The 23,237-nt window shown below is 59.3% G+C and carries 22 protein-coding genes; 8 read left to right on the top strand and 14 right to left on the bottom strand.

The window, feature by feature from the left end; genetic code table 11:
* Nucleotides 1–148 precede the first annotated feature (148 nt).
* The 5 genes from PMI22_RS01360 to PMI22_RS01380 form a co-directional block, all read right to left on the bottom strand.
* Complete coding sequence (locus tag PMI22_RS01360) at nt 149–913, bottom strand: hypothetical protein (RefSeq protein ID WP_007949226.1); 765 nt, start codon at nt 911–913, stop codon at nt 149–151.
* A 488-nt stretch (nt 914–1,401) separates the two neighbouring features.
* Complete coding sequence (gene tcyN / locus PMI22_RS01365; RefSeq protein ID WP_007949225.1) at nt 1,402–2,157, bottom strand: L-cystine ABC transporter ATP-binding protein TcyN; 756 nt, start codon at nt 2,155–2,157, stop codon at nt 1,402–1,404.
* A 4-nt stretch (nt 2,158–2,161) separates the two neighbouring features.
* Entirely contained in the window at nt 2,162–2,827 is a 666-nt protein-coding gene (gene tcyL / locus PMI22_RS01370) for a cystine ABC transporter permease (protein WP_007949224.1), read from the bottom strand.
* Nucleotides 2,827–3,621, bottom strand: a complete 795-nt coding sequence (gene tcyJ / locus PMI22_RS01375; protein ID WP_007949223.1) for a cystine ABC transporter substrate-binding protein — start codon at nt 3,619–3,621, stop codon at nt 2,827–2,829. The genes tcyL and tcyJ overlap by 1 nt, the downstream gene beginning before the upstream one ends.
* A gap of 300 nt (nt 3,622–3,921) precedes the next feature.
* On the bottom strand, nt 3,922–4,914 hold the full coding sequence (locus PMI22_RS01380; RefSeq protein ID WP_007949222.1) for a D-cysteine desulfhydrase: 993 nt from the start codon (nt 4,912–4,914) through the stop codon (nt 3,922–3,924).
* A 190-nt stretch (nt 4,915–5,104) separates the two neighbouring features.
* On the opposite strand from PMI22_RS01380, the gene epsC reads away from it, so the two are divergent.
* Together epsC and betT are read left to right on the top strand one after the other, a co-directional pair.
* Complete coding sequence (gene epsC / locus PMI22_RS01385) at nt 5,105–6,031, top strand: serine O-acetyltransferase EpsC (RefSeq protein ID WP_007949219.1); 927 nt, start codon at nt 5,105–5,107, stop codon at nt 6,029–6,031.
* A gap of 368 nt (nt 6,032–6,399) precedes the next feature.
* Nucleotides 6,400–8,355: a choline transporter BetT gene (gene betT / locus PMI22_RS01390; protein WP_162830884.1), complete on the top strand. Its 1,956-nt coding sequence runs from the start codon at nt 6,400–6,402 to the stop codon at nt 8,353–8,355.
* A 27-nt stretch (nt 8,356–8,382) separates the two neighbouring features.
* On the opposite strand, the gene PMI22_RS01395 is transcribed toward betT, so the two are convergent.
* Together PMI22_RS01395 and PMI22_RS01400 are read right to left on the bottom strand one after the other, a co-directional pair.
* Nucleotides 8,383–8,643 carry a hypothetical protein gene (locus tag PMI22_RS01395; protein WP_007949217.1) on the bottom strand — a complete coding sequence of 87 codons (261 nt, stop codon included), beginning with the start codon at nt 8,641–8,643 and terminating at the stop codon, nt 8,383–8,385.
* Nucleotides 8,644–8,797: 154 nt separating this feature from the next.
* Nucleotides 8,798–9,532, bottom strand: a complete 735-nt coding sequence (locus tag PMI22_RS01400; protein ID WP_007949216.1) for an SDR family oxidoreductase — start codon at nt 9,530–9,532, stop codon at nt 8,798–8,800.
* 122 nt (nt 9,533–9,654) lie between these two features.
* Here PMI22_RS01400 and PMI22_RS01405 point away from each other — a divergent pair, with 122 nt between their 5' ends.
* The 3 genes from PMI22_RS01405 (at nt 9,655) to mgrA (ending at nt 12,228) form a co-directional block, all read left to right on the top strand.
* Nucleotides 9,655–10,545, top strand: coding sequence for a LysR family transcriptional regulator (locus tag PMI22_RS01405; RefSeq protein WP_007949215.1), 891 nt, complete (start codon nt 9,655–9,657; stop codon nt 10,543–10,545).
* 108 nt (nt 10,546–10,653) lie between these two features.
* Nucleotides 10,654–11,055: a type II toxin-antitoxin system HicB family antitoxin gene (locus PMI22_RS01410; protein ID WP_007949214.1), complete on the top strand. Its 402-nt coding sequence runs from the start codon at nt 10,654–10,656 to the stop codon at nt 11,053–11,055.
* A gap of 135 nt (nt 11,056–11,190) precedes the next feature.
* Nucleotides 11,191–12,228, top strand: coding sequence for an L-glyceraldehyde 3-phosphate reductase (gene mgrA / locus PMI22_RS01415; RefSeq protein ID WP_007949213.1), 1,038 nt, complete (start codon nt 11,191–11,193; stop codon nt 12,226–12,228).
* Between the two features lie 131 nt (nt 12,229–12,359).
* Here mgrA and tauD read toward each other — a convergent pair whose 3' ends face one another.
* The 7 genes from tauD to PMI22_RS01445 all read right to left on the bottom strand — a co-directional run bounded on the left by tauD (nt 12,360) and on the right by PMI22_RS01445 (nt 20,653).
* Nucleotides 12,360–13,202, bottom strand: a complete 843-nt coding sequence (tauD, locus tag PMI22_RS01420) for a taurine dioxygenase (protein WP_007949211.1) — start codon at nt 13,200–13,202, stop codon at nt 12,360–12,362.
* A 59-nt stretch (nt 13,203–13,261) separates the two neighbouring features.
* Nucleotides 13,262–14,095: a taurine ABC transporter permease TauC gene (tauC, locus tag PMI22_RS01425; protein WP_007949210.1), complete on the bottom strand. Its 834-nt coding sequence runs from the start codon at nt 14,093–14,095 to the stop codon at nt 13,262–13,264.
* Entirely contained in the window at nt 14,092–14,886 is a 795-nt protein-coding gene (gene tauB / locus PMI22_RS01430) for a taurine ABC transporter ATP-binding subunit (protein ID WP_007949209.1), read from the bottom strand. The genes tauC and tauB overlap by 4 nt, the downstream gene beginning before the upstream one ends.
* Before the next feature lie 16 nt (nt 14,887–14,902).
* A complete protein-coding gene (tauA, locus tag PMI22_RS01435; protein ID WP_007949208.1) occupies nt 14,903–15,880 on the bottom strand; it encodes a taurine ABC transporter substrate-binding protein in 978 nt (325 codons plus the stop codon).
* 238 nt (nt 15,881–16,118) lie between these two features.
* Complete coding sequence (gene gshA, locus PMI22_RS01440; protein ID WP_007949207.1) at nt 16,119–17,702, bottom strand: glutamate--cysteine ligase; 1,584 nt, start codon at nt 17,700–17,702, stop codon at nt 16,119–16,121.
* 243 nt (nt 17,703–17,945) lie between these two features.
* The gene (locus PMI22_RS0129840) at nt 17,946–18,329 is read right to left on the bottom strand and encodes a PaaI family thioesterase (RefSeq protein WP_007949206.1); all 384 of its coding nucleotides are present in this window, start codon (nt 18,327–18,329) and stop codon (nt 17,946–17,948) included.
* Nucleotides 18,329–20,653: a Tex family protein gene (locus PMI22_RS01445; RefSeq protein ID WP_007949205.1), complete on the bottom strand. Its 2,325-nt coding sequence runs from the start codon at nt 20,651–20,653 to the stop codon at nt 18,329–18,331. The genes PMI22_RS0129840 and PMI22_RS01445 overlap by 1 nt, the downstream gene beginning before the upstream one ends.
* Before the next feature lie 258 nt (nt 20,654–20,911).
* Between PMI22_RS01445 and PMI22_RS32300 the strand changes: the two genes are divergently transcribed.
* From PMI22_RS32300 to PMI22_RS01455, 3 genes are all read left to right on the top strand, one after another.
* Nucleotides 20,912–21,040, top strand: a complete 129-nt coding sequence (locus tag PMI22_RS32300; protein ID WP_007949204.1) for a hypothetical protein — start codon at nt 20,912–20,914, stop codon at nt 21,038–21,040.
* On the top strand, nt 21,015–21,755 hold the full coding sequence (gene ompR, locus PMI22_RS01450) for an osmolarity response regulator transcription factor OmpR (RefSeq protein ID WP_007949203.1): 741 nt from the start codon (nt 21,015–21,017) through the stop codon (nt 21,753–21,755). The genes PMI22_RS32300 and ompR overlap by 26 nt, the downstream gene beginning before the upstream one ends.
* A 103-nt stretch (nt 21,756–21,858) precedes the next feature.
* Nucleotides 21,859–23,172, top strand: coding sequence for an ATP-binding protein (locus tag PMI22_RS01455; RefSeq protein ID WP_007949202.1), 1,314 nt, complete (start codon nt 21,859–21,861; stop codon nt 23,170–23,172).
* The last annotated feature ends 65 nt before the right edge of the window (nt 23,173–23,237 follow it).

Genomic DNA, 23,237 nt, shown 5'->3' with positions numbered 1-23,237 from the left:
AGCCTGCGTCCGGCTGCGCAGCAGCCGTAAATGCTAAGTCCGCGATCAATCTTAATGACCGCGTTGCTTGATTTAGCGACTGCTTCGCAGCCGGACGCAGGCTTCGCCAGCTGCTACGGGATCGAGTCCATTCAATGCCACAGGAATCTCAGCGTTTGCGGGGCTCGGCGGCCATCAGCAACTCCTTCGGCTGGGCCTTCAGGTAGGGATTGGCACAGCCAATCTTCAACCAGCGCGGCGGAGCCCAGCGTGAGTTGTTACCCACGCGATCGAGGATGCAATACGTCACTTCCAGCCGCAGATCTTCGCCGGCTTCGAGGATGATCGCCGGCGGCACCCAGACCTGAATGGGCTGGCCCACCTCGTCTGCCTTGAGCCGGGGCAGGTCCATGCGCACATCACCCCAGCGCAAGGTGATTTCGTCGTCGGTGGCCATGTTCAGATAAGGCTCGATGGTCAACGGCACGCCGCGCTTGATCTGGTTTGGGTTGACCCCTTGGCGGCGGATGGTCTCGGGGAGACTCACGGGCGCCAGGCTTTGGTTTTCGTCGCCGCACTGGGCCGATGGCGGGCCGCCAGGGCAATCCAGTTTGATCTGGACCCGCGCCGCCGGTGACAACGCGGGCCCTTGCCCAACCTGCATGACCTTGTAGTGGATGCGTGCGCAACCGTTGGCAATGAAGCTTTCCGGCACTCGCAGGCTGATCATCTCACCGACGTCGTCGGCGTCCAGCACACGGGAGGCCACGTAGCAGTTGTTCCAGAACAGTTCGATCAGGTCGCCTGCGTCCATCCTGGGGTAGGGCGCCACGTCGATCATGAGATGAGCCGCCGAGATCAGGTTGACGCCGGCCTTCTGCGATTGCGCCAGGGTCGGGGCCGCAAGTTCGGGGGTATTCGATGTGCTTGTCATGGGGTTTCTCCTTGAAGCCTTGCAGCGAAGTTCCGTTTCTGAAAGATCAAAAGGCGTGCATTGCCCAGCAACAAATCGGCTTGTTATTTGAACGTTGAATAATGCTGAAGTGCAAAGGTTTACGCCTGTTGGCAACTAGATAAGAGTGCGCTTGGATAGGTGTCAATAGAGCTGGCTAGTTAAGTGTTGGATCACTTGTTATTCAGAATATTCCTACATGTTCAAGTTAATAAGCCTCAGCGTACAGTCGAACAAGGCCACGTTTTTACGGTATTGGAGCGAGGGTCATAGCGAGGGTTCGCTCGTTGATGATCGCTGGATTTGACGGATGTTAGGCGGAATGAATCTGTTGCAGGACATATATATGTACCGCACAAGTCATCAGTTGAATTGTTTAAAGTGTGGGTGTGGGAAGTAGGGTGGAGGTATTTTTGTCAGTCTGGTAGTTGTCACTTCCGTCCATGGAAGTGAACAAGTGATGATGTTGCTCAGGAGTGAGAGTTGTTTAGGAACTTGCTCAAGAACTGTTTTGTCCGCTCTTCTTTCGGATTGGCAAACAACGCTTTTGATTCGCCTTGCTCGACGATTACACCCTTGTCGAAAAACACCACGCGATTGGCCACGTCCCGGGCAAATCCCATTTCGTGGGTGACGATGACCATGGTGCGTTTCTCCTCGGCCAGGCCACGGATGGTCGCCAACACTTCACCCACCAGTTCCGGATCGAGCGCCGAGGTAGGCTCATCGAACAGGATCACTTCCGGCTCCATCGCCAGCGCACGGGCGATCGCCACCCGTTGTTGCTGACCGCCGGACAGGCGTCGCGGGTAAGCATCTTCCTTGCCCGCCAGACCGACCTTGGCCATGAGCTTTTTGCCCAGGGCCACGGCTTCGGCGCGCGGGATTTTCTTCACGACGATCGGGCCTTCGATGACGTTTTCCAGAGCCGTGCGGTGCGGGAACAGGTTGAAATTCTGGAACACGAAACCGACGTGTTGGCGCAAGCGCCGTACCAGTCCTTGCTGCTGGTTCAGCGGGCGGCTGCCATCGATCTCGATGTCGCCGACCTTGATCCGGCCGCTGGTGGGTTCTTCGAGAAAATTCAGGCAACGCAGAAACGTGGTCTTGCCCGAGCCGCTAGGCCCGATGATCGCCACGACTTCACCTTCCTTCACTTGCAGATCGATGCCGTTGAGCACGACTTGACCCTTGAACTGCTTTGTCAGTTTTTCCACGACAATCATGGGGTCAGGACTCCTGGTCGTGCCGATTGACCCGCTCTTCCAACTTGTTCTGCAGGTGCGACAGCACCGTGGCCAGAATCCAGTAGATCAGCGCGGCGGCAAGATACATGGTGAAAATTTCAAAGGTGCGGGCGGTAATCAGTTGCGCCTGACGGAACAGTTCCGGCACCTGAATAGTGGCGGCTAGCGCAGTGTCCTTGACCAGCGAAATGAAACTGTTGCCCAGCGGCGGCAACGCGGTGCGCATCGCTTGCGGCAGGATGGCCCGGCGCAGGGTTTGCGCACGGGTCATGCCGATACTCGCGGCTGCTTCCCACTGGCCGCGCTCGATGGAGCTGATCGCGGCACGCAGGATTTCGCAGGCGTAGGCGGCCATGTTCAGCGAGAAGCCAATCAGGGCCGCCGGCAGCGGATCAAGTTCGATGCCCAGTTGCGGCAAGCCGTAATAGATCACGAACAGTTGCACCAGCAACGGCGTGCCGCGAAAGAACGACACGTAGATGCGGGCGATCCAGCTCACCAGCTTGAAGCGCGACAGGCGCATCAGCGCCAGGCCGAAACCCATCACCAGGCCGAAGAACATCCCGCCCAGGCTGAGGATCACTGTGTAATACGCGCCCTTGAGTAGAAAGGGCGCGGAATCCAGTGCGAGTTGGAAAGCTTCTTCCATTATTTGGTGACGTCAGCGCTGAAGTATTTTTCCGAAAGCTTTTTCAGCGTACCGTCGGCGCGCAGCTTGTCGATCGCCTTGTCGATTGCTGCAAGCAACTCAGGCTCGCCTTTGCGCAGGGCAATACCGGCTTCCTGGCGGGAGAACGCTTCGCCGGCGGCGGAAGTATCTTTGGCCTTCTTGGCGTATTCCAGTGCGGCGAGGCGGTCGATCAGAATCACGTCGATACGGCCGACGCGCAGGTCCTGGAACTTGGTCGGATCATCGTCATAGGTTTTGATGTCGGCTTTTGGGACGTTTTCCTTGACCCACTGCTCGTAGTTGGTGCCCAGGCCTACGCCGACTTTCTTGCCGGCCAGGTCGGCGGAGGTCTTGACGGTGTCTTTGTTCTTGGTAAGGGTCAGCGCCTGAATCCCGGAGACGGTATACGGCACGGAGAAGTCATACTTCTTCTTGCGCTCTTCCGAGATGGTCACCTGGTTGATCACCACGTCCAGACGCTTGGATTCCAGCGCTGCGAGGATGCCGTCCCATTTGGTCGGTTGCAGTTTTGCCTTCACACCCAGCTCTTTGGCCAGGGCTTCGGAGAACTCGACTTCGAAGCCGGACAGTTTGCCGTCGGCGTCGACGAAGCTGAACGGTGGATAAGTGCCTTCCAGGCCGACGTTGATCACGCCAGCGTCTTTGATTTTTTGCAGTTGCTCACCGGCAACCGCCTGGCCCAGCAAACCGGCGCTCAGCGCCAGGCCCAGTGAACCGACCAGCAGGTTTCGACGTAGTGCGGAAAAATTCATGAAAAGCCCCTGTGTTTTCTTATGGAAGACGCTTTGGGAAGGTTGGCAAATTCGGGATTTGGACGACTGCAATATCCTGCCCTAAAGCAGCTTATGCGTCTTGCTGCAAATTCGCCTGCGGCGCGACTATAAGATGACGTCTTTAGATTGGAAAATACTTAATATCAATCTGTATATTCTTTATACGCATATTAAGATCGTTCCCACGCTCCGCGTGGGAATGCCTCTGGGGACGCTCCGCGTCCAGTGACGCAGAGCGTCACAAGCTGCATTCCCACGCAGGAGCGTGGGAACGATCAGTTACAAAAAGTTTTTGTAGGCAAACAACGCCGGCGCCCCACCGGTGTGCAGGAAGATAATCGGCCCCTCATCGAAGCGCCCGCGTCCAATACCATCAAGCAACCCGGCCATGGCCTTGCCGGTGTAAACCGGGTCCAGGAGCAAGCCCTCCTGACTCGCCAGCAGTTTCACCGCCGCCAGTGTTCCGGCATTCGGCTCGCCATAGCGAGGGCCGAAATATTCGTCCCACAGTTCAATTTTGAAACTCGCGGGCAACTGCACGCCCAGCAGTTCGGCCGTACGCTCGGCGAGGCCCTGGACTTTCGGTCGCTGATCTTCATCGCTACGGGAAACCGTGACGCCGATCACTGGCAGATCCGGCAGGGCTTCACTCAGTGCCAGCGCCAGACCACTGTGGGTACCGGCGCTGCCCGATGCGAGGACCACGGCGGAAAAGTCCAGGCCGGTATCCTTGATCTGCTCGGCCAGTTCCAGCCCGGCGCGTACATAACCCAACGCGCCCAAGGCATTCGAACCACCAATCGGCACCAGATACGGCTTTTTGCCGTTGTTGCGCAGGCGCTCGGCGAGTGCCTGCAATTGCTCGTCGGCGTTGTCGAGGTTTTCCACCCGTTCGACCTTGGCATCGAACAGGTCCAGCAACAGGCGATTGCCGTTGCCGACATAGTTGGCGTCTTCGGTGCCCAAAGGGTTTTCCAGCAACGCGACGCAACCCAGGCCCAGTTTGGCTGCAATGGCGGCTGTCTGGCGCACATGGTTGGACTGGAGCGCGCCTGCGGTGATGAGCGTGTCGGCGCCTTGTGCCAGAGCATCGGCGGCGAGGTATTCGAGTTTGCGCAGCTTGTTGCCGCCCATGGCCAGTGGCGTCAGGTCATCGCGTTTGACGTACACATCGCGGCCCAGCCAGGTCGACAAGCGTTCAAGTTTTTCCAGGGCGGTAGGGTGGCCAAGTAAATCGAGACGGTTAAAGCGAACGAGCTGTTGTTTGATCATGGGTCCGTACTGGCGGGGAAAGATGTCAGGACTATAGGCACGCCGATTTGCCTGGGCAACCGTCAATCGCTTATAGCCAAAGATGCTGAGGCCAGCACAATTGGTTCTTAATTCGGCTTCAGGACCTTGCCGTAAAGTAATCGCCGTCAGTGCGGCCAGACAGTCCGGCCGCCCGTGAGGAGTTTTTACCGTGAGCGAGCGTTCCAGTCATTGGCAACTGCAGACCATCGTCAGCCAACTGCGCACGGCGCGCGCTGAGTGGCGCGCACAAAATGGCCGTGCCAGCACCGAACAGGGCGGGCGCGAATTGCCGTCGCGAGCGGCCATGGCGGAGATTCTTGAAGCACTGTGCGGCGCGTTGTTCCCCATGCGCCTGGGGCCGGTGGATTTGCGCGAGGAGAGTGAAGACTTCTATGTCGGCCACACTCTGGATGTGGCGTTGAATGCGCTGCTGGCGCAGGCACGGCTGGAGTTGCACTACGCCGCTCGCCACAGTGAGCAGGCGGAGGCTGACATAGAGGCCAAAACCATTCAGATCATTCAGGGCTTCGCGCTCGCTTTGCCGGGACTGCGCAGTTTGCTGGATAGCGATGTGTTGGCGGCCTATCACGGCGACCCGGCAGCGCGCAGTGTCGATGAAGTATTGCTCTGCTACCCGGGCATTCTGGCGGTGATTCACCATCGCCTGGCCCATCATTTGTATCGCGCCGGGTTGCCGTTGCTGGCGCGGATCAGCTCGGAAATCGCCCACTCGGCCACCGGCATCGACATTCACCCTGGCGCGCAGATTGGTCGCAGCTTCTTCATTGATCACGGGACGGGCGTCGTGATCGGCGAGACGGCGATTATTGGCGAGCGGGTGCGGATTTATCAGGCGGTCACGTTGGGCGCCAAGCGTTTCCCGTCCGATGAGGATGGTCAGTTGCAGAAAGGCCATCCGCGCCATCCAATTGTTGAGGATGACGTGGTGATCTATGCCGGGGCGACGATTCTGGGGCGGATCACGATTGGCAAGGGTTCGACGATTGGCGGCAATGTCTGGCTGACCCGCAGCGTGCCGGCGGGCTGCAACCTGACGCAGGCGAATTTGCAGCATGATGATGGGACGCAGAAGTAAGCCTACAACGGATCGTTCCCACTCTCTGCGTGGGAATGCAGCCCGTGACGCTCCGCGTCACTTTTACGAACTGGAACGCGGAGTGTCCCTTGAGACATTCCCACGCGGAGCGTAGGAACGATCGTCAACCCCGCGTCATTTCCATCCTTGAGCTAGCGTACAAGCACGACCGTCGAGCCTCGGGATTAGTCCTTAGCCCCCTATCCATGTTTAACTTGAACGTTCATTCAAGTTAAACCGGCAGTTTGCTGCCCGCTCACAACAGGAGGCTTGCCTTTGCTGAGTCCGATTTTTACAGCCACGTTTTACCCCGTCGAGGTGCACGTTTCATGAGTGCATCGTCCCTTCCTCCCAGCGGTCTGGTCCGCATGAATCCGCCGGTGTTCTACTTCTCGGCGAGTTTCATTCTGCTCTTCGGCATTGTCGTTATCGCCATGCCAGAGCAGGCCGGTGCCTGGCTGCTGCAAGCGCAAAACTGGGCGGCCAATACGGTCGGCTGGTACTACATGCTCGCGATGACCCTGTATCTGGTCTTCGTGGTGGTCACCGCCTTGTCCGGCTACGGCAAGATCAAGCTCGGTGCCGACCACGACGAACCCGAATTCAGTTACCTGTCCTGGGCCGGCATGCTGTTCGCCGCCGGGATCAGCATCACGCTGTTTTTCTTTTGCGTATCCGAACCGCTGACCCACTTGGCGCAACCGCCCCAAGGCGAGGCCGGTACCGCGGACGCGGCACGACAGGCGATGCAGATTCTGTTTCTGCACTGGGGACTGCATGGCTGGGGTGTGTTCGCTTTTGTCGGCATGGCGCTGGCCTACTTCGCTTACCGACACAACTTGCCACTGGCTCTGCGTTCGGCGCTGTATCCACTGATCGGCAAGCGCATCAACGGCCCCATCGGTTATGCGGTGGACGGCTTCGGCATCATCGCCACGGTGTTCGGTCTCGGTGCCGACATGGGCTTCGGTGTGCTGCACCTCAACTCCGGGCTGGATTACCTGTTTGGCATCGCCCATACCCAGTGGATTCAGGTCGGCCTGATCACACTGATGATGGGTGCGGCGATCATCGTCGCCGTGTCCGGCGTCGATAAAGGCGTGCGGGTGATGTCCGACATCAACATGCTGCTGGCCTGCGCGCTGCTGCTATTTGTGTTGTTTGCCGGTCCCACCCAGCACCTGCTCAACACCCTGATCCAGAACCTCGGCGACTACCTCGGCGCGTTGCCGATGAAGAGTTTCGACCTGTACGCGTATGACAAACCCAGCGACTGGCTCGGTGGCTGGACCGTGTTCTATTGGGCCTGGTGGATCGCATGGTCGCCGTTCGTGGGCCTGTTCATCGCGCGGATTTCCCGTGGCCGCACCATCCGCGAATTCGTTTTCGGCGTACTGCTGATCCCGCTCGGTTTTACCCTGGCGTGGATGTCGATCTTCGGCAACAGCGCCATTGATCAAGTGCTCAACCATGGCATGAGTGCGCTCGGCATGTCGGCCATCGACAACCCGTCGATGACCCTCTATCTGCTGCTGGAAACTTACCCGTGGAGCAAAACGGTGATCGCCGTGACGGTGTTCATCAGCTTCGTGTTCTTCGTCACCTCGGCCGACTCCGGCACGGTGGTGCTGTCGACGTTGTCCGCCAAGGGTGGCAACCCGGATGAAGACGGGCCGAAATGGCTGCGGGTGTTCTGGGGCGCAATGACGGCGCTGGTGACCAGTGCATTGTTGTTCTCCGGCAGCATCGATGCGTTGAAGTCGGCGGTGGTGCTGACCTCGCTGCCGTTCTCGCTGATCCTGCTGTTGATGATGTGGGGGCTGCACAAGGCGTTCTACCTGGAATCCCAGAAGCAGATCGCGCAACTGCATTCACTGGCGCCGGTGGCCGGCTCACGACGCGGTGGCTGGCGTCAGCGCTTGAGTCAGGCGGTGCACTTCCCGTCCCGGGATGAGGTGTACCGTTTTCTCGATACGACGGTGCGACCGGCGATTGAGGAAGTGTCGGCAGTGTTCGTCGAAAAGGGTTTGAACGTGATCACGCAACCGGACCCGGCCAACGACAGCGTCAGCCTGGAAATCGGTCACGGTGAACAGCATCCGTTTATTTATCAGGTGCAGATGCGCGGCTATTTCACTCCATCCTTTGCCCGTGGCGGTATGGGCTCCAAGCAACTCAACAACCGTCGTTACTACCGGGCAGAAGTGCATTTGAGCGAGGGCAGTCAGGACTACGATCTGGTGGGGTACACCAAGGATCAGATCATCAACGACATCCTTGACCAATACGAACGGCATCTGCAGTTTTTGCATTTGGTGCGTTGATCGAAAACTGTTGGCGCCGGGCCTGTTTCAGGCCTCGGCGCTCATCACCATAAACAGCACCAGCGCTGCCACCGGCACACTGAACACCACCGTGCCGATCCCCAGCTCTGTACTCAAGGACTGGCCGGCAGTGACCACGCCGATGGCGCCGTTGATCACCGTCAGCGCCAGCCACAGGACCACAAAGCTGTAGGTCAGCGTCTGGCGACTGAAGCCGATTTTTTCGCCGATGAACAGCATCATGGCAAGGAGGGCCAGGCCGAAGGTGATGATGATGGCTGTGTGCATAGTGGAGTCCATCCTTCAAATTTTTGTTGCCTACTAAACCGCCTTCGCGAGCAAGCCCGCTCCCACATTTGACTGCGTACATGCCAGCAACTCGGTCTAATGTGGGAGCGGGCTTGCTCGCGAAGGGAGCGCTTCGGTCTTTGTATGAGCTTAGTTAAACCAACCCACCATTAGCGCGCAAAATCTGCCCATTGACCCAAGCCGAATCCGGCCCCACCAAAAACGACACCACGCGAGCAATATCCTCCGGCTGACCCAGGCGCTCCAGCGGAGGCATCTTGGCAAAGTTCTGGATCTGTTCTTCACTCTTGCCGTGTAAAAACAACTCGGTGGCAACTGGCCCCGGCGCCACGGCATTCACGGTGATATTGCGCCCGCGCATTTCCTTGGCAAACACCTGAGTCAACGATTCCACCGCCGCTTTGCTGGCGATGTACACCGCGTAACCCGGCAAATTCAGGCCGACAGTGCTGCTGGAAAAGTTGACGATCCGCCCGCCGCTGTTCAAACGCGTCGCCGCTTCCCGCAAGGTGTTGAACGTGCCGCGTGCGTGAATGTTGAAGGTCTGCTCGAACAGTTCATCGGTGTGCTGCGCCAGCGGCAGCACCTTGAGGATGCCAGCGTTGTTGACCAGCACGTCGACCTTGCCCAGTTGTGTTTCGGTCTCGTCGAACATCCGGCGCACGTCATCCGCCTTGGCCACGTCAGCCTTGATCGCTATGGCTTGATGGCCGGCCTGACGCAATTCCACCACCAGGGCCGAGGCTTCAGTGGCGCTGCTGGCGTAATTGATGGCGACGGCGAAACCGTCGCTGGCCAGCTGTTTGGCAATCACGGCGCCGATGCCACGGGAGGCGCCAGTAACGATGGCAACTTTCTGAGTAGTCATGGTGTTGATTCCTGATGAAGTTGTGGGCGGGATGTGAAGCCAGATTCACATGTTTACTCAGGCCGATAAATGCACGAGAGTTGCCTTGACTGTTCAATAATCGCCAACAATCGGAAGCCAACGTGGATCAAGTCAAAGCGATGAAAGTCTTCGTGCGGATCTACGAGCGCAGCAGCTTCACCCTGGCGGCCGAAGACCTGAACCTGCCCCGCGCCACGTTGACCCACACCCTGAACCAGTTCGAAGCCTGGCTCGGCACACGGTTGCTGGAGCGCAGTACGCGCAAGGTACGTCCAACCCTGGACGGCGAGGCGTACTACCTGCGCTGCGTGCAACTGCTGGCGGAACTGGAAGAGGCCGAGCTGGCCTTTCGCGGCGGCGCCCCGAAAGGCCGGTTACGCGTCGACCTGCACGGGACGCTGGCGAAAAGCTTTGTGATCCCCGCATTGCCGCAATTCATGGAGCGCTACCCGCAGATCGAACTGTCCATCAGCGAGTCGGACCGTTTTGTCGATTTGATCGCCGAAGGCGTTGATTGTGTGCTGCGCGCCGGCACTCTGAGCGATTCGGCACTGATCGGAAAACGCATCGCCAATCTTCGCCAGATCACCTGCGCCAGCCCCGCCTACTTGCGCAAATACGGCGAACCGAAAACCCTCCAGGACCTGAAACATCACCGCGCGGTGAACTACGTCTCGCGCACCACCGCCAAGCTGTTTCCCTTCGAATTCATGGTGAAGGGCGAGCTGAAGGAAGTGGCCATCGACGGCGCGCTTTCAGTGTTCGGCGCGCAAATCTACGCCGCTTCCGCCATCGCCGGGCTCGGGCTGATCCAGTGCCCGCATTACCGAATGGAAACGCAGATTGCCCAAGGGCTGGTGCGAGAAGTCCTCACCGATATGCCGCCACCGCCGATGCCGGTTTCGGTGTTGTATCCGCACAACCGCCACATGTCGCCACGGGTTCGGGTGTTTGTGGATTGGTTGGGGGAGGTGTTTGCGGGGGCGAGGTAGTCATACAGGAGTTGGAGGCGATCAGTTTCAGGATGTGTATTGTGGGTTTTGATGATGGTTTTTTACCTATAGTGCGCCGCATGAACCTAGTTAATAGGACTCACCGAAATGAAATTTCCGGTCGTTCTGCGCAAGGATGCCGACTCAGAATACGGAGTGATTATCCCGGATGTGCCGGGTTGTTTCTCCGCGGGCGCTACGGTGGCGCAGGCATTTGAAAACGTGAAGGAAGCGTTGGCGTTGCACTATGAAGGCCTGGTCGCCGATGGTGATTCATTGCCTAAGGTGCGAGAGATTGATGCTCATCTGGATAACCCCGATTACGCGGGCGGTGTGTGGGGTGTGGTCGAGTTCGATATCACGCCTTATTTCGGCAAGTCAGTGCGTTTCAATGCCACGCTTCCCGAGCAGCTTCTTGAACGTATCGACCAGACAGTCAGGCGAGATCAGCGGTACAGCTCAAGATCCGGGTTTTTAGCGGCCGCAGCGCTGCGTGAGTTGTCGGCATAAGGTGGGTCAGTTAAAAATCTGTGAAACGTTTCAGCATTTTCTCGAGTCCGAGGTTTATCGGCGTTTGTCCGGGCGTATGCTGGGCAACTTGCGACGCAGTCGATACCGCATTCAAGACCGACAAGAGAGGATTCGATGACCTACACCGCTGCCGAAAACCGCTACGATTCCATTCCTTACCGCCGCGTAGGCCGCAGCGGTCTGGTGCTGCCGGCGTTGTCCCTGGGGCTGTGGCATAACTTCGGTGACAGCACGCCGATTGATACCCAGCGCTCGTTGCTGCGCACGGCATTCGATCTGGGGATCAATCACTTTGACCTGGCCAACAACTATGGCCCTCCGTACGGCAGCGCCGAGATCAACTTTGGCCGTCTGTTGCGCGAAGACTTCAAGCAGTACCGCGACGAGCTGATCATCTCCAGCAAGGCCGGTTGGGACATGTGGCCAGGTCCTTACGGGCAGGGCGGCGGTTCACGTAAATACGTGCTGGCCAGCCTGGATCAGAGCCTGCAGCGACTGGGCCTGGACTACGTGGATATTTTTTATTCACATCGTTTCGACCCGGACACCCCGCTGGAAGAAACCGCCAGTGCACTGGCCACAGCGGTGCAGCAGGGCAAGGCGTTGTACATCGGCATCTCGTCGTATTCCGGGGTGAAAACCCGTGAAATGGCGGCGCTGTTGGAAGGATGGAAAGTGCCGCTGTTGATTCATCAGCCGGCGTACAACCTGCTCAATCGCTGGGTTGAAAAAGACCTGCTGGACGTTACTGACGAACTCGGCACCGGCGTGATTGCCTTCACGCCATTGGCGCAGGGCCTGCTGACCGACAAATACCTCAATGGCATTCCGAAGGATGCGCGGGTCAATCGCCCGGGCGGTGCTTCGTTGCAGTCCTCACACTTGTCTGAGGCCAATATTGCCCATGTTCGTGGGCTTAACGAAATCGCCAAGGGGCGCGGGCAGAGTTTGGCTCAGTTGGCGTTGGCGTGGACGCTGCGCGATCCGAGGGTGACGTCGGCGCTGATCGGTGCGAGTCGGCCGGAGCAGATTATCGAAAACGTCGGGGCGTTGAAGAACTTGAGCTTTAGCGCTGAGGAGTTGGCGGAGATTGACCGGTTTGCCCAGGAAGGCGGGATCAATCTTTGGGAGAAGCCTTCGACGGCTGAGTAACGGAGCACTGATCGTTCCCACGCTCTGCGTAGGAACGCCTCAGCGGACGCTCCGCGTTCGGCTTTGGATGGGACGCGGAGCGTCCCGAGCTGCATTCCCACGCGGAGCGTGGGAACGATCGGATTCCGGAATTAGCGGAAGAACGGCACATCCCCCAACACCGTCGCCCGCTGCATCACCCGCCGCGCCGGCCGGTAGTCATCCACCGCGTAATGCTGGGTCACGCGGTTATCCCAAAACGCCACATCATCCTTCTGCCAACGCCAGCGGATGGTAAATTCCGGTCGCGTTGAATGAGCGAACAAAAACTTCAGAATCACTTCGCTCTCGGTTTCCGACAGCTCATTGATCTTCGACGTGAAGCCTTCGCTGACGAACAACGAGCGCCGTCCGCTGACCGGGTGTGTGCGAATGACCGGATGTGAAAGTGGCGGATTCTTGCGCCGAGCTTCCTCCCACTGAGCCAGTGCTTCGGGCGTATTGCCGTAACGCTCAAGCGGAAACGACCGGGTGAAATCGTGAGTCGCCGTCAGCCCTTCGAGCAAGGATTTCATCGGTGCCGACAACGCTTCATACGCCGCAATCCCGCTGGCCCACAACGTGTCGCCACCAAACTCCGGTAGCAACTTGGCGCTGAGCACCGCGCCCATCGCCGGGGTCGGCAGGAAGGTCACGTCGGTATGCCAGATCGCGTTGTCGCGCACGTCGGTGACGGCGGTGTCGAGGATCAGCACTTCAGGCTGTTCCGGCACATTCGGGTAGATAGGGTGGATGTGCAGGTCGCCGAAATTCGCGGCGAATCGCGCTTGCTGCTGCGGGGTGATCGGCTGGTCTCGGAAGAACAACACTTGATGCTTGAGCAGCGCCTGCTCGATGGCGTCGCGTTGCTCCAGATTCAGCGGCTGGCTGATGTCGAGGCCACTGATCTGTGCGCCGAGAGCCGAGCTTAAAGGGACAATGTTCAGGTCACTCATGGTGATTCTCTTCAAATTCGGGGTGTAGAGCTTTTGTAGGGTTTTCACATGATGTTTTTTCAGTGTGCCTGGCCGTGCCACGGCACCAGTTTGCGTTGCAGGGCGCGCAGTCCCATTTCCATGGCGAAGGCAATCAGCGCGATCACCAGAATCCCCAGCACCACTACATCGGTCACCAGGAACTGCGCGGCCGATTGCACCATGAAGCCCAGCCCGCTGGTGGCGGCAATCAATTCGGCGGCGACCAGGGTCGACCAACCCACACCCAGTCCAATGCGCACACCGGTTAAAATATCCGGCAAGGCACTTGGCAGAATCACATGACGAATCAACTGCGTTCGGGTCGCACCCAGCGACTGCGCAGCACGCAATTTGGCCGGGTCAACGGTGCGCACACCGGTCGCGGTGGCGATGGCAATCGGGGCGAAAATCGCCAGGTAGATCAGCAACACTTTCGACAACTCATCGATGCCACACCAGATCACGATCAGCGGCAAATAAGCCAAAGGCGGAATCGGACGGTAGAACTCGATCAGCGGATCGAGAATGCCGCGAGCGATGCGGTTGTGGCCGATGGCGATGCCAACCGGCACGGCGGTGAGCACGGCAAAGCCCAGGCCCAGGCCGATGCGGCTGAGGCTCGCGCCCAAGTGCTGCCACAACGTCGAATCCATGTATCCCGTGGTCACCAGCAGCCAGCCTTTTTGCAGTACGGCAGACGGTGGTGGCAGGAACAGCGGTTCGATCATTCCCGTGCTGGTCACGGCCCACCAAATGGCAACGAGGGCGACCAGCGTCAGTACGCTGATCCAGCGTGTGCTCAAACTGCGACGAACAGGGATCACTGTTGAACCGGGTTTCACTGCTATGGCCGGAATTTCATAGCTGCTCATGCGCGCTCCTGCCGCGTGGCGGCGCTGCGTTGGGAGAAGACTTTGGCAAGCACGTGTTCGCGGGTTTCAATAAAGCGCGGGTCGGATTTGATCGCTCGGGCCGACTCGCCAGCGGCATAACGCTGACCGAAATCCAGGCTCAGACGCTCGACGATTTGCCCAGGATTGGGCGCCAACAGAATCAGATCCGTGGCGAGGAATACCGCTTCTTCAATGTCGTGGGTAATCAGGAATACGGGTTTGGAGGTGCGCTGCCAGACTTGCAACAGCAACTCTTGCATCTGTTCGCGGGTGAACGCGTCGAGGGCGCCAAAGGGCTCGTCCATGAGCAAGACACGAGGATCGGCGGCTAATGCGCGGGCCAGGCCGACACGTTGCTTCTGGCCGCCCGAGAGCTGCCAGATGCGACGATTTTCGAAACCGCAAAGGTCTACCAGTGCGAGCATTTCCCTTGCGCGGATTTCGCGTTTTTCCCGGGAAACACCGGCGAGCTCAAGGCCGAATCCAACGTTGGCCAACACGTCCTGCCAGGGCAGTAAGGCATCGTCCTGAAACACCACGCCGCGTTCGGCGCTAGGGCCTTTGACCGGCACGCCGTCAAGGGTGATGCGCCCGCCGCTCGGCTCGACAAATCCGGCAATCAGGTTCAACAGCGAAGTCTTGCCACTGCCGGACGGGCCAAGGGCGACCAGCAATTGCTGGGGCCCAAGGCTCAGGGAAATATCCGCCAGTACCGGGTCCGGGCTGCCGGGGTACTGTGCGCTGATGCGCTCCAGCTGTAGCAAGGCCATCGCACTTAACTCCCGATCAGTTGGTGATGAACTTGGCGCTGACGTACGGCGCGTAGTCCGGCAGCACGGCCTCGACCTTGCCTTGTTCCTTGAGGAACACAGCAGTGTCGGTGATGGCCTTGGTGGTCGGTGCGCCGAGGGTGAGCACCTGATCAGCTGCCAGCGGGTAGACGTTGCCTTGCAGCAGCAGCGGAATATCGCTGGCCTTGGCGCCGGAGAGCTTCACCAGTTTGTCGACGTTGGACTGGTTGGCGAGCCAGGCTTTCGGGTCTTTGCGGTAATCGGCGTAGGCGTCGAGGGTGACCTTGGCGAACGCGGTGACGATTTCAGGGTGCTTCTCGGCGAAGTCTTTGCGCACGATCCAGGCATCGAAGGTCGGGGCACCGAACTTGGCCAGCTCACCCGAGGTGATCAGCACTTTGCCATTCTCCTTGGCAACACCGAGGGCTGGGTCCCATACGTAGGTCGCGTCGATGTCACCGCGTTTCCATGCGGCGATGATTGCGGGCGGGGCGAGGTTGAGGACGGTGACTTTCGATGGATCAATGTTCCAGTGCTTCAGCGCCGCCAGCAGGCTGTAGTGGCCAGTGGAAACGAAAGGTACGGCGATTTTCTTGCCGATCAAATCCTGTGGCGTCTTGATCCCGGATCCGTCACGAGCGACCAGGGCTTCGGCGGCGCCGATCTGGGTGGCGATGAGGAAGGTTTCTACCGGAACTTTGCGAGTGATCGCAGCGGTCAGCGGGCTGGAACCGAGGTACCCGATCTGCACGTCGCCGGATGCGATGGCAGCGATGATGTCGGCACCGTTGTCGAATTTGCGCCAGTCGATTTTGGCGTTTGTGGCTTTTTCGTACGCGCCGTCGGCCTGGGCGACTTTCGCCGGGTCTACGGTGGTCTGGTAGGCGACGGTGACGTCAGCCGCCTGGGCAAAGAAACTTGCTGCAGCCAAAGAGGCGGCCGCCAGGAGGCGAAGTGGGAAATGCAGTTTCATTGGGAAGCTCCTTGTCAGGCAACCGAGAGTCGGCGTCAAAGGAGACTAAATGATCTAAGAATTATAAAATAAATAACTTTTTAGAATTAGCTTATGAGTGGAAGATTTTAGTGGGAGCTGATCGTTCCCTCGCTCCAGCGTGGGAATGCAGCCCGTGACGCTCTGCGTCGCCTGGACGCGGAGCGTCCCTTGAGGCATTCCCACGCAGAGCGTGGGAACGATCATTTGGACGGGGAAGTTAGTTGCTGATTGCCAGAATGCTCGCCTGATACGATCCGACAAACACATCGAAATCGCCGACTTCGTTCTGCTCCAGCTCCACTTGCGCCGCCAGCGAAGAACGCGCCCGTTCTTCAAATTTCGCCTGATCCTCGCCACTCAAGGGCTCGCTACGGAAAAACGCCGCATGTGCCCGGCTTTGACGCAGGGAGAACTGAGCGAAGCTTTCCTTGTGTTCCGCCATCGCCGCCAGCACTTGGGCCGAAGGTGTCAGCGAGGAATCCTTGACCTTGGCCAACTGCGCATCCAGCGCCTTGCTGTGCGCATCGCCGCCATGACTTTGATCCAGCATCGCCGCCAACGGAGCGATCTGCTCCAGCAACTCGCTGGCCCACTCTTTGAGGTCCACCGATTCACTGCCGCGTTTCAATTGCAGGCCCGGACGGCGACCTTCCTTGACCACGCTAAGGAAGTTCGAGGTGGCGTTGCCACAAGAATTATTGGTCAACAACGGGCTGTCGTTCAGCGCGCAATACAGCAGGAAGGCGTCGAGGAATCGTGATTCCTGCAGGTCGATGCCCATCGGCAGGAACGGGTTGATGTCCAGGCAGCGCACTTCAACGTACTGAATGCCACGGGCCACCAGCGCCTGAATCGGCCGTTCCCCGGTGTAGGTCACGCGTTTGGGGCGGATGTTGGAGTAGTACTCGTTTTCGATCTGCAGGATGTTGGTGTTGAGCTGAACCCACTCACCGTCCTGATGCGTACCGATCTCGACATACGGCGCATACGGCGTGGCGACCGCTTTGCGCAGGCTGTCGGTGTAGCTCGACAGGTCGTTGTAGCACGGCGTCAAACCGGCCTGAGCGTTGCTCTGGTAACCGAGGTCGCTCATGCGCAGGCTGGTGGCGTACGGCAGGTACAAGGTGTCCGGGTCAAGTTGTTCGAGCTGGTGCGAGCGCCCGCGCAGGAAGCCGGCGTCCAGCGCAGGCGAGGCGCCGAACAGGTACATCAGCAGCCAGCTGTAGCGCCGGAAGTTGCGGATCAGCGCGATGTAGGCCGAGGACTGGTAGTCGCGATCGGTGCCGACGAAGCCTTCTGCTTCTTTGAGCAGCGGCCAAAGCTTTTCCGGCAGGGAAAAGTTGTAGTGAATCCCGGCGATGCACTGCATGGTCTTGCCGTACCGCAGGGCCAGGCCCTTGCGATAGACGTACTTGAGCTGACCGATGTTGGACGTGCCGTAATAGGCAATCGGGATGTCTGCCTCGGCCGGCAACGGGCACGGCATCGAGGGGCTCCACAGATACTCGTTGCCGAGCTTGCTGTAGGCAAAGCGATGAATCTTGTCCAGGCTCGCCAAGGTATCTGCCGGGTCGGGCAGGGCGGGCGTGATGAATTCCAGCAGCGACTCGGAATAGTCGGTGGTGATTTGTTCGTTGGTCAGCGCGGAACCCAATTCTTCCGGGTGCGGCGTTTGCGCCAGGCGACCTTCACCTGTCACGCGCAGGCATTCACGTTCGATGCCGTGAAGGCACTGTTCGAGCAGAGAGAGGTTAGCGCGCTCGCCAAGCAGGGCCAGGCGGCGGTTGAGAAGTTCGCTCAAGTTGGATTCCTTCACGCGTCAGTCGCCCCAATATGGGGGTGGGCAAGACGGTCTACAAGGGTGAAGTTAAAACTGGCGTTTTCGCCTGGTTTTGAAACTCTCCGTAATCAATGTATGAGCGGGCTTGCTCGCGAAGAGGGCGTGTCAGTCAGCACAAATGCCGCCTGACACACCGCCTTCGCGAGCAAGCCCGCTCCCACAGGTTGCGTACTGGCGAAATTAACTCAAATCGATGACAACTAGCTACAGGACAGCGAACGTGCCTTGTGCTTTTGCGACCAGTTTGTCGCCCTGCATCACATCAGCTTCAACCACCAGCGTGCGGCGGCCCGGGTGGATCACCCGCGCCGTGCACATCACTTCACCGTCTGAAACGGCGCGGATGTAGTTGATCTTGCATTCGATGGTCGCGCTCTGCTGGTCAAAGCCGTGGGTGCTGGAACAGGCCAGCCCCATGGCAATGTCCACCAGGCTGAACAAAGCCCCGCCATGCAGCTTGCCGCCGCGATTGCGCAACTCTGGCGCAAGCCCGAGGGCAACTTGCGCCACCCCGGTTTCCAGGCTGTGCAAGCGACAGCCCAGTAGCTTGAAAAACGCGCTTTCGGTTAGCCCGGCGGGGATTTCCATCAGCGTTTCTTCAACTGCTTGGCGTTGGCGAACAGCGACGCCATCGCATTGTTGCTCGGGGCCGGCGCGGTTGTTTCCTTGCGCGGTGCGGTGTTCTGGGACTGGCGTGGCGCCGACCCCGGACGTGCACCGCGAGCGCCGTCGATTTTCTCGCCCGGGGTGTCGCTCATGCGCATCGACAGGCCCACGCGTTTGCGCGGGATGTCGACTTCCATGACCTTCACTTTCACCACATCACCGGCCTTCACAGCTTCGCGCGGATCCTTGATGAACTTCTCTGAAAGCGCGGAGATGTGCACCAAACCGTCCTGATGCACGCCGATGTCGACGAACGCGCCGAAGTTGGTCACGTTGGTGACGACGCCTTCGAGGATCATGCCCAGTTCGAGGTCCTTGAGGTCTTCGACGCCTTCCTGGAACTCGGCGGTCTTGAACTCGGGACGTGGATCGCGGCCAGGTTTTTCCAGCTCTTGCAGGATGTCGGTGACCGTTGGCAGGCCGAAGGTTTCGTCGGTGTACTTCTTCGGATCAAGACGCTTGAGGAAACTCGCGTCGCCGATCAGCGAGCGGATGTCGCGGTCGGTTTCAGCGGCAATGCGCTGGACAAGCGGATAGGCTTCCGGGTGAACGGCCGACGAATCCAGCGGGTTGTCACCGTTCATCACGCGCAGGAAGCCTGCGGCCTGTTCGAAGGTTTTCTCGCCCAGACGTGCGACTTTCTTCAGCGCTGCGCGTGTTTTGAACGCGCCGTGCTCATCGCGATGGCTGACGATGTTCTGTGCCAAGGTCGCGTTGAGACCGGAGATGCGCGCCAGCAGCGCCACGGAGGCGGTGTTGACGTCCACGCCGACGGCGTTCACGCAGTCCTCCACCACCGCGTCCAGACCGCGCGCCAGTTTCAGCTGCGACACGTCGTGCTGGTACTGGCCGACACCGATGGATTTCGGATCGATCTTCACCAGTTCAGCCAATGGATCCTGCAAGCGACGGGCGATCGACACGGCGCCGCGGATCGACACGTCCAGGTCCGGGAATTCCTTCGACGCCAGTTCAGATGCCGAGTAAACCGATGCGCCGGCCTCGGAGACCATCACTTTGGTCATCTTCATTGCCGGATATTTTTTGATCAGCTCAGCGGCCAGCTTATCGGTTTCGCGGCTGGCGGTGCCGTTGCCGATGGCGATCAGGTCGACTGAATGCTTGGCGCACAGGGCAGCAAGAATCGCGAGGGTCTGATCCCATTTGTTGTGGGGCACGTGCGGGTAGACCGTGGCGTGATCCAGCAGCTTGCCGGTGGCGTCGACCACGGCAACTTTGCAACCAGTGCGCAGACCCGGGTCGAGGCCCAGCGTCGCGCGCGGGCCGGCCGGAGCGGACAGCAGCAAGTCGTGCAGGTTGTGCGCGAACACGTTGATCGCTTCGGTTTCCGCGCCATCGCGCAACTCGCCCAGCAGGTCGGTTTCGAGGTGGGTGTAGAGCTTGACCTTCCAGGTCCAGCGCACCACTTCGCCCAGCCATTTGTCGGCGGCGCGGTTCTGGTTCTGGATGCCGAATTGCTGGCCGATCATGCCTTCGCACGGGTGCATGGTGCCCGGCAGTTCGTCGCCGACTTTCAGCGCAGAGCTGAGAATGCCTTCGTTGCGGCCACGGAAAATCGCCAGCGCGCGGTGCGACGGCATGCTTTTCAGCGGTTCGTCGTGTTCGAAGTAGTCGCGGAACTTGGCGCCTTCCTCTTCCTTGCCGGCGATGACGCGGGCACTGAGGGTGGCTTCCTGCTTCAAATAGCTGCGCAGTTTGTCCAGCAGGCCAGCGTCTTCGGCGAAGCGCTCCATGAGGATGTACTTGGCGCCTTCGAGGGCTGCCTTCACATCGGCCACGCCTTTTTCGGCGTTGATGAAACGTGCGGCTTCGGTGTCTGGCGTCAGGGACGGGTCGTTGAACAGGCCGTCGGCCAGTTCGCCGAGGCCGGCTTCCAGGGCGATCTGGCCCTTGGTGCGGCGCTTTTGCTTGTAGGGCAGGTACAAGTCTTCGAGGCGGGTCTTGGTGTCGGCGAGCTTGATGTCGCGCTCGAGTTGTGGGGTCAGCTTGCCTTGCTCTTCGATGCTGGCGAGGATGCTGATGCGCCGTTCGTCGAGTTCTCGCAGGTAGCGCAGACGCTCTTCCAGATGACGCAGCTGGATGTCATCGAGGCTGCCGGTCACTTCTTTCCGGTAACGGGCGATGAAGGGAACGGTAGAGCCTTCATCGAGTAGCGCGACGGCCGCTTCGACCTGTTGTGGGCGTACACCGAGTTCCTCGGCGATGCGGCTGTTGATGCTGTCCATAAAACCACCTGACAAATTGTGAAAGCAGGCTCGCAGGCGCAGAATTAAAGGCTCTGCGAGTCTGGTTGAGCGGCCTGGCCTGCGCCGCTGCCTGGATCAAAGGGCACCCCATTGACCCGTGAAATCGAACATTTACTGCGGGCGGCAGGGAAATAAATAGCGCCTGCCTGTAGTACCTGTCTGATGTTGCCTGACACAAAAGGCCGCGCATTATAACCAGCGTTCGGCCGTTCGGGGGCATCGCAGGCTGGAGTGGTAATGGCCGGTTTGCTGGCGGTGGAGGAAAAATCTGCTAACAATGCACTCGGTGCGTATAACGACAGCTACGCCATAATGCGCGCCGAGATCAAAGGAGCATCTAATGAGCAGCACTGCAAACACTGCTGAAGGCGAAAAAATTCTTATTGTTGACGACGATCCGGGGCTCAGCAGCCTGCTGGAACGCTTTTTCGTCAGCAAGGGCTACCGCGCCCGCGCCGTTCCGAACACCGAGCAAATGGATCGCCTGCTGGCGCGCGAAGTGTTCAACCTGGTTGTCCTCGACCTGATGTTGCCCGGCGAAGACGGCTTGACCGCTTGTCGTCGCTTGCGCACGGCGAACAATCAGATTCCCATCATCATGCTGACTGCCAAGGGCGATGAGCTGAGCCGCATCAAGGGCCTGGAACTGGGCGCCGACGATTACCTGGCCAAGCCGTTCAACCCGGACGAACTGATGGCCCGCGTCAAAGCGGTCCTGCGTCGTCAGTCGACACCTGTACCGGGTGCGCCGGGTAGCGAAGACGAAAGCGTGACCTTTGGTGATTACGTACTGTCGCTGGCGACCCGCGAACTCAAGCGCGGTGACGAAGTGCACATGCTCACCACCGGTGAGTTTGCGGTCCTCAAGGCATTGGTCATGAACGCGCGTCAGCCTCTGACCCGTGACAAACTGATGAACCTGGCCCGTGGTCGCGAGTGGGATGCCCTGGAGCGTTCCATCGATGTACAGATATCCCGTCTGCGCCGGATGATTGAACCCGACCCGTCCAAGCCGCGTTACATCCAGACAGTCTGGGGCGTGGGCTATGTGTTCGTTCCGGATGGCGCCGCCACCAAGTGATCGGTGATTTGCAGGAGCGGGTCTTGCGGGCGATATTGTCCGCAGACTCGCGATCTGCAATATGCGAGCATCGCTCGTTCCTGCCAGTGTGTAGCGGCTATCCATGAAAACCCCCGTTTGGTTTCCCCAGAGCTTTTTCTCCCGCACCCTTTGGCTGGTGTTGATCGTCGTCCTGTTTTCCAAGGCGCTGACCCTGGTTTATCTGTTGATGAACGAAGACGTGCTGGTGGACCGTCAATACAGTCACGGCGTCGCCCTGACGCTGCGCGCCTATTGGGCCGCCGATGAAGAAAACCGCACGAAGATCGCCGATGCGGCCACGCTGATCCGGGTGGTGGGGGCCGGTGTGCCGGAAGGTGAACACCATTGGCCGTACAGCGAAATCTACCAGCGGCAGATGCAGGCCGAGCTGGGGGCCGACACCGAAGTCCGGTTACGCATGCACTCACCGCCAGCGCTGTGGGTCCGTGCGCCAAGCCTGGGTGATGGATGGCTGAAAGTGCCGCTGTACCCGCATCCGTTGCGTGGGCAGAAAATCTGGAACGTGCTCGGCTGGTTCCTCGCCATTGGCTTGCTGTCCACCGCGTCGGCATGGATCTTCGTCAGCCAACTCAATCAACCGTTGAAACGTCTGGTGTATGCCGCAAGGCAACTCGGCCAGGGGCGCAGCGTGCGTCTACCTATCAGCGATACGCCCAGCGAAATGACCGAGGTGTATCGCGCCTTCAACCAGATGGCCGAGGACGTCGAGCAGGCCGGTCGCGAACGTGAGCTGATGCTGGCCGGTGTGTCCCACGACTTGCGGACTCCATTGACCCGATTGCGCCTGTCTTTGGAGTTGATGGGGGATCGCACCGATCTTACCGACGACATGGTGCGCGACATCGAAGACATGGACGCGATCCTCGATCAGTTCCTGGCGTTCATCCGCGATGGCCGTGATGAATCAGTGGAAGAAGTGGACTTGAGCGACCTGGTTCGCGAAGTCGCTGCGCCGTACAACCAGAATGAAGAAAAGGTGCGTTTGCGCCTGGAACCGATCCAGCCGTTTCCGTTGCGTCGGGTATCGATGAAACGACTGTTGAACAACCTGATCGGCAATGCTTTGCATCACGCCGGTAGCGGCGTTGAGGTGGCGGCCTATGTGTCTGGCGATACCGCCGCGCCGTATGTGGTGCTGAGTGTCATGGACCGTGGGGCGGGGATTGATCCTTCCGAGCTGGAAGCGATCTTCAATCCATTCACCCGCGGGGATCGTGCCCGGGGTGGCAAGGGGACTGGTTTAGGGCTGGCGATCGTGAAGCGGATTGCTTCGATGCATGGCGGGAATGTCGAGCTGCGCAATCGGTCCGGTGGCGGACTGGAAGCGCGGGTGCGGTTGCCACTGGGGCTGATGTTGCCTCGGGATGCGGTATAGCCGCAGCTGCAAGCTGCAAGCTGCAAGCGAAAAGCGAAAAGCAAGTCCTGCGTGGGACTGCCGTG

Origin of the sequence: Pseudomonas sp. GM21 (assembly GCF_000282215.1) — a bacterium.
Taxonomy (GTDB): domain Bacteria; phylum Pseudomonadota; class Gammaproteobacteria; order Pseudomonadales; family Pseudomonadaceae; genus Aquipseudomonas.
This window is presented reverse-complemented; position numbering and strand designations above follow the sequence as displayed.

What these genes read in the sequence shown, in the direction of transcription:
- PMI22_RS01360 (WP_007949226.1), bottom strand. Translation starts at nt 913, where the DNA reads ATGACAAGCACATCGAATACCCCCGAACTTGCGGCCCCGACCCTGGCG.
- tcyN (WP_007949225.1), bottom strand. Translation starts at nt 2,157, where the DNA reads ATGATTGTCGTGGAAAAACTGACAAAGCAGTTCAAGGGTCAAGTCGTG.
- tcyL (WP_007949224.1), bottom strand. Translation starts at nt 2,827, where the DNA reads ATGGAAGAAGCTTTCCAACTCGCACTGGATTCCGCGCCCTTTCTACTC.
- tcyJ (WP_007949223.1), bottom strand. Translation starts at nt 3,621, where the DNA reads ATGAATTTTTCCGCACTACGTCGAAACCTGCTGGTCGGTTCACTGGGC.
- PMI22_RS01380 (WP_007949222.1), bottom strand. Translation starts at nt 4,914, where the DNA reads ATGATCAAACAACAGCTCGTTCGCTTTAACCGTCTCGATTTACTTGGC.
- betT (WP_162830884.1), top strand. Translation starts at nt 6,400, where the DNA reads ATGAATCCGCCGGTGTTCTACTTCTCGGCGAGTTTCATTCTGCTCTTC.
- PMI22_RS01395 (WP_007949217.1), bottom strand. Translation starts at nt 8,643, where the DNA reads ATGCACACAGCCATCATCATCACCTTCGGCCTGGCCCTCCTTGCCATG.
- PMI22_RS01400 (WP_007949216.1), bottom strand. Translation starts at nt 9,532, where the DNA reads ATGACTACTCAGAAAGTTGCCATCGTTACTGGCGCCTCCCGTGGCATC.
- PMI22_RS01410 (WP_007949214.1), top strand. Translation starts at nt 10,654, where the DNA reads ATGAAATTTCCGGTCGTTCTGCGCAAGGATGCCGACTCAGAATACGGA.
- mgrA (WP_007949213.1), top strand. Translation starts at nt 11,191, where the DNA reads ATGACCTACACCGCTGCCGAAAACCGCTACGATTCCATTCCTTACCGC.
- tauD (WP_007949211.1), bottom strand. Translation starts at nt 13,202, where the DNA reads ATGAGTGACCTGAACATTGTCCCTTTAAGCTCGGCTCTCGGCGCACAG.
- tauC (WP_007949210.1), bottom strand. Translation starts at nt 14,095, where the DNA reads ATGAGCAGCTATGAAATTCCGGCCATAGCAGTGAAACCCGGTTCAACA.
- tauB (WP_007949209.1), bottom strand. Translation starts at nt 14,886, where the DNA reads ATGGCCTTGCTACAGCTGGAGCGCATCAGCGCACAGTACCCCGGCAGC.
- tauA (WP_007949208.1), bottom strand. Translation starts at nt 15,880, where the DNA reads ATGAAACTGCATTTCCCACTTCGCCTCCTGGCGGCCGCCTCTTTGGCT.
- PMI22_RS0129840 (WP_007949206.1), bottom strand. Translation starts at nt 18,329, where the DNA reads ATGGAAATCCCCGCCGGGCTAACCGAAAGCGCGTTTTTCAAGCTACTG.
- PMI22_RS01445 (WP_007949205.1), bottom strand. Translation starts at nt 20,653, where the DNA reads ATGGACAGCATCAACAGCCGCATCGCCGAGGAACTCGGTGTACGCCCA.
- PMI22_RS32300 (WP_007949204.1), top strand. Translation starts at nt 20,912, where the DNA reads ATGGCCGGTTTGCTGGCGGTGGAGGAAAAATCTGCTAACAATGCACTC.
- ompR (WP_007949203.1), top strand. Translation starts at nt 21,015, where the DNA reads ATGAGCAGCACTGCAAACACTGCTGAAGGCGAAAAAATTCTTATTGTT.
- PMI22_RS01455 (WP_007949202.1), top strand. Translation starts at nt 21,859, where the DNA reads ATGAAAACCCCCGTTTGGTTTCCCCAGAGCTTTTTCTCCCGCACCCTT.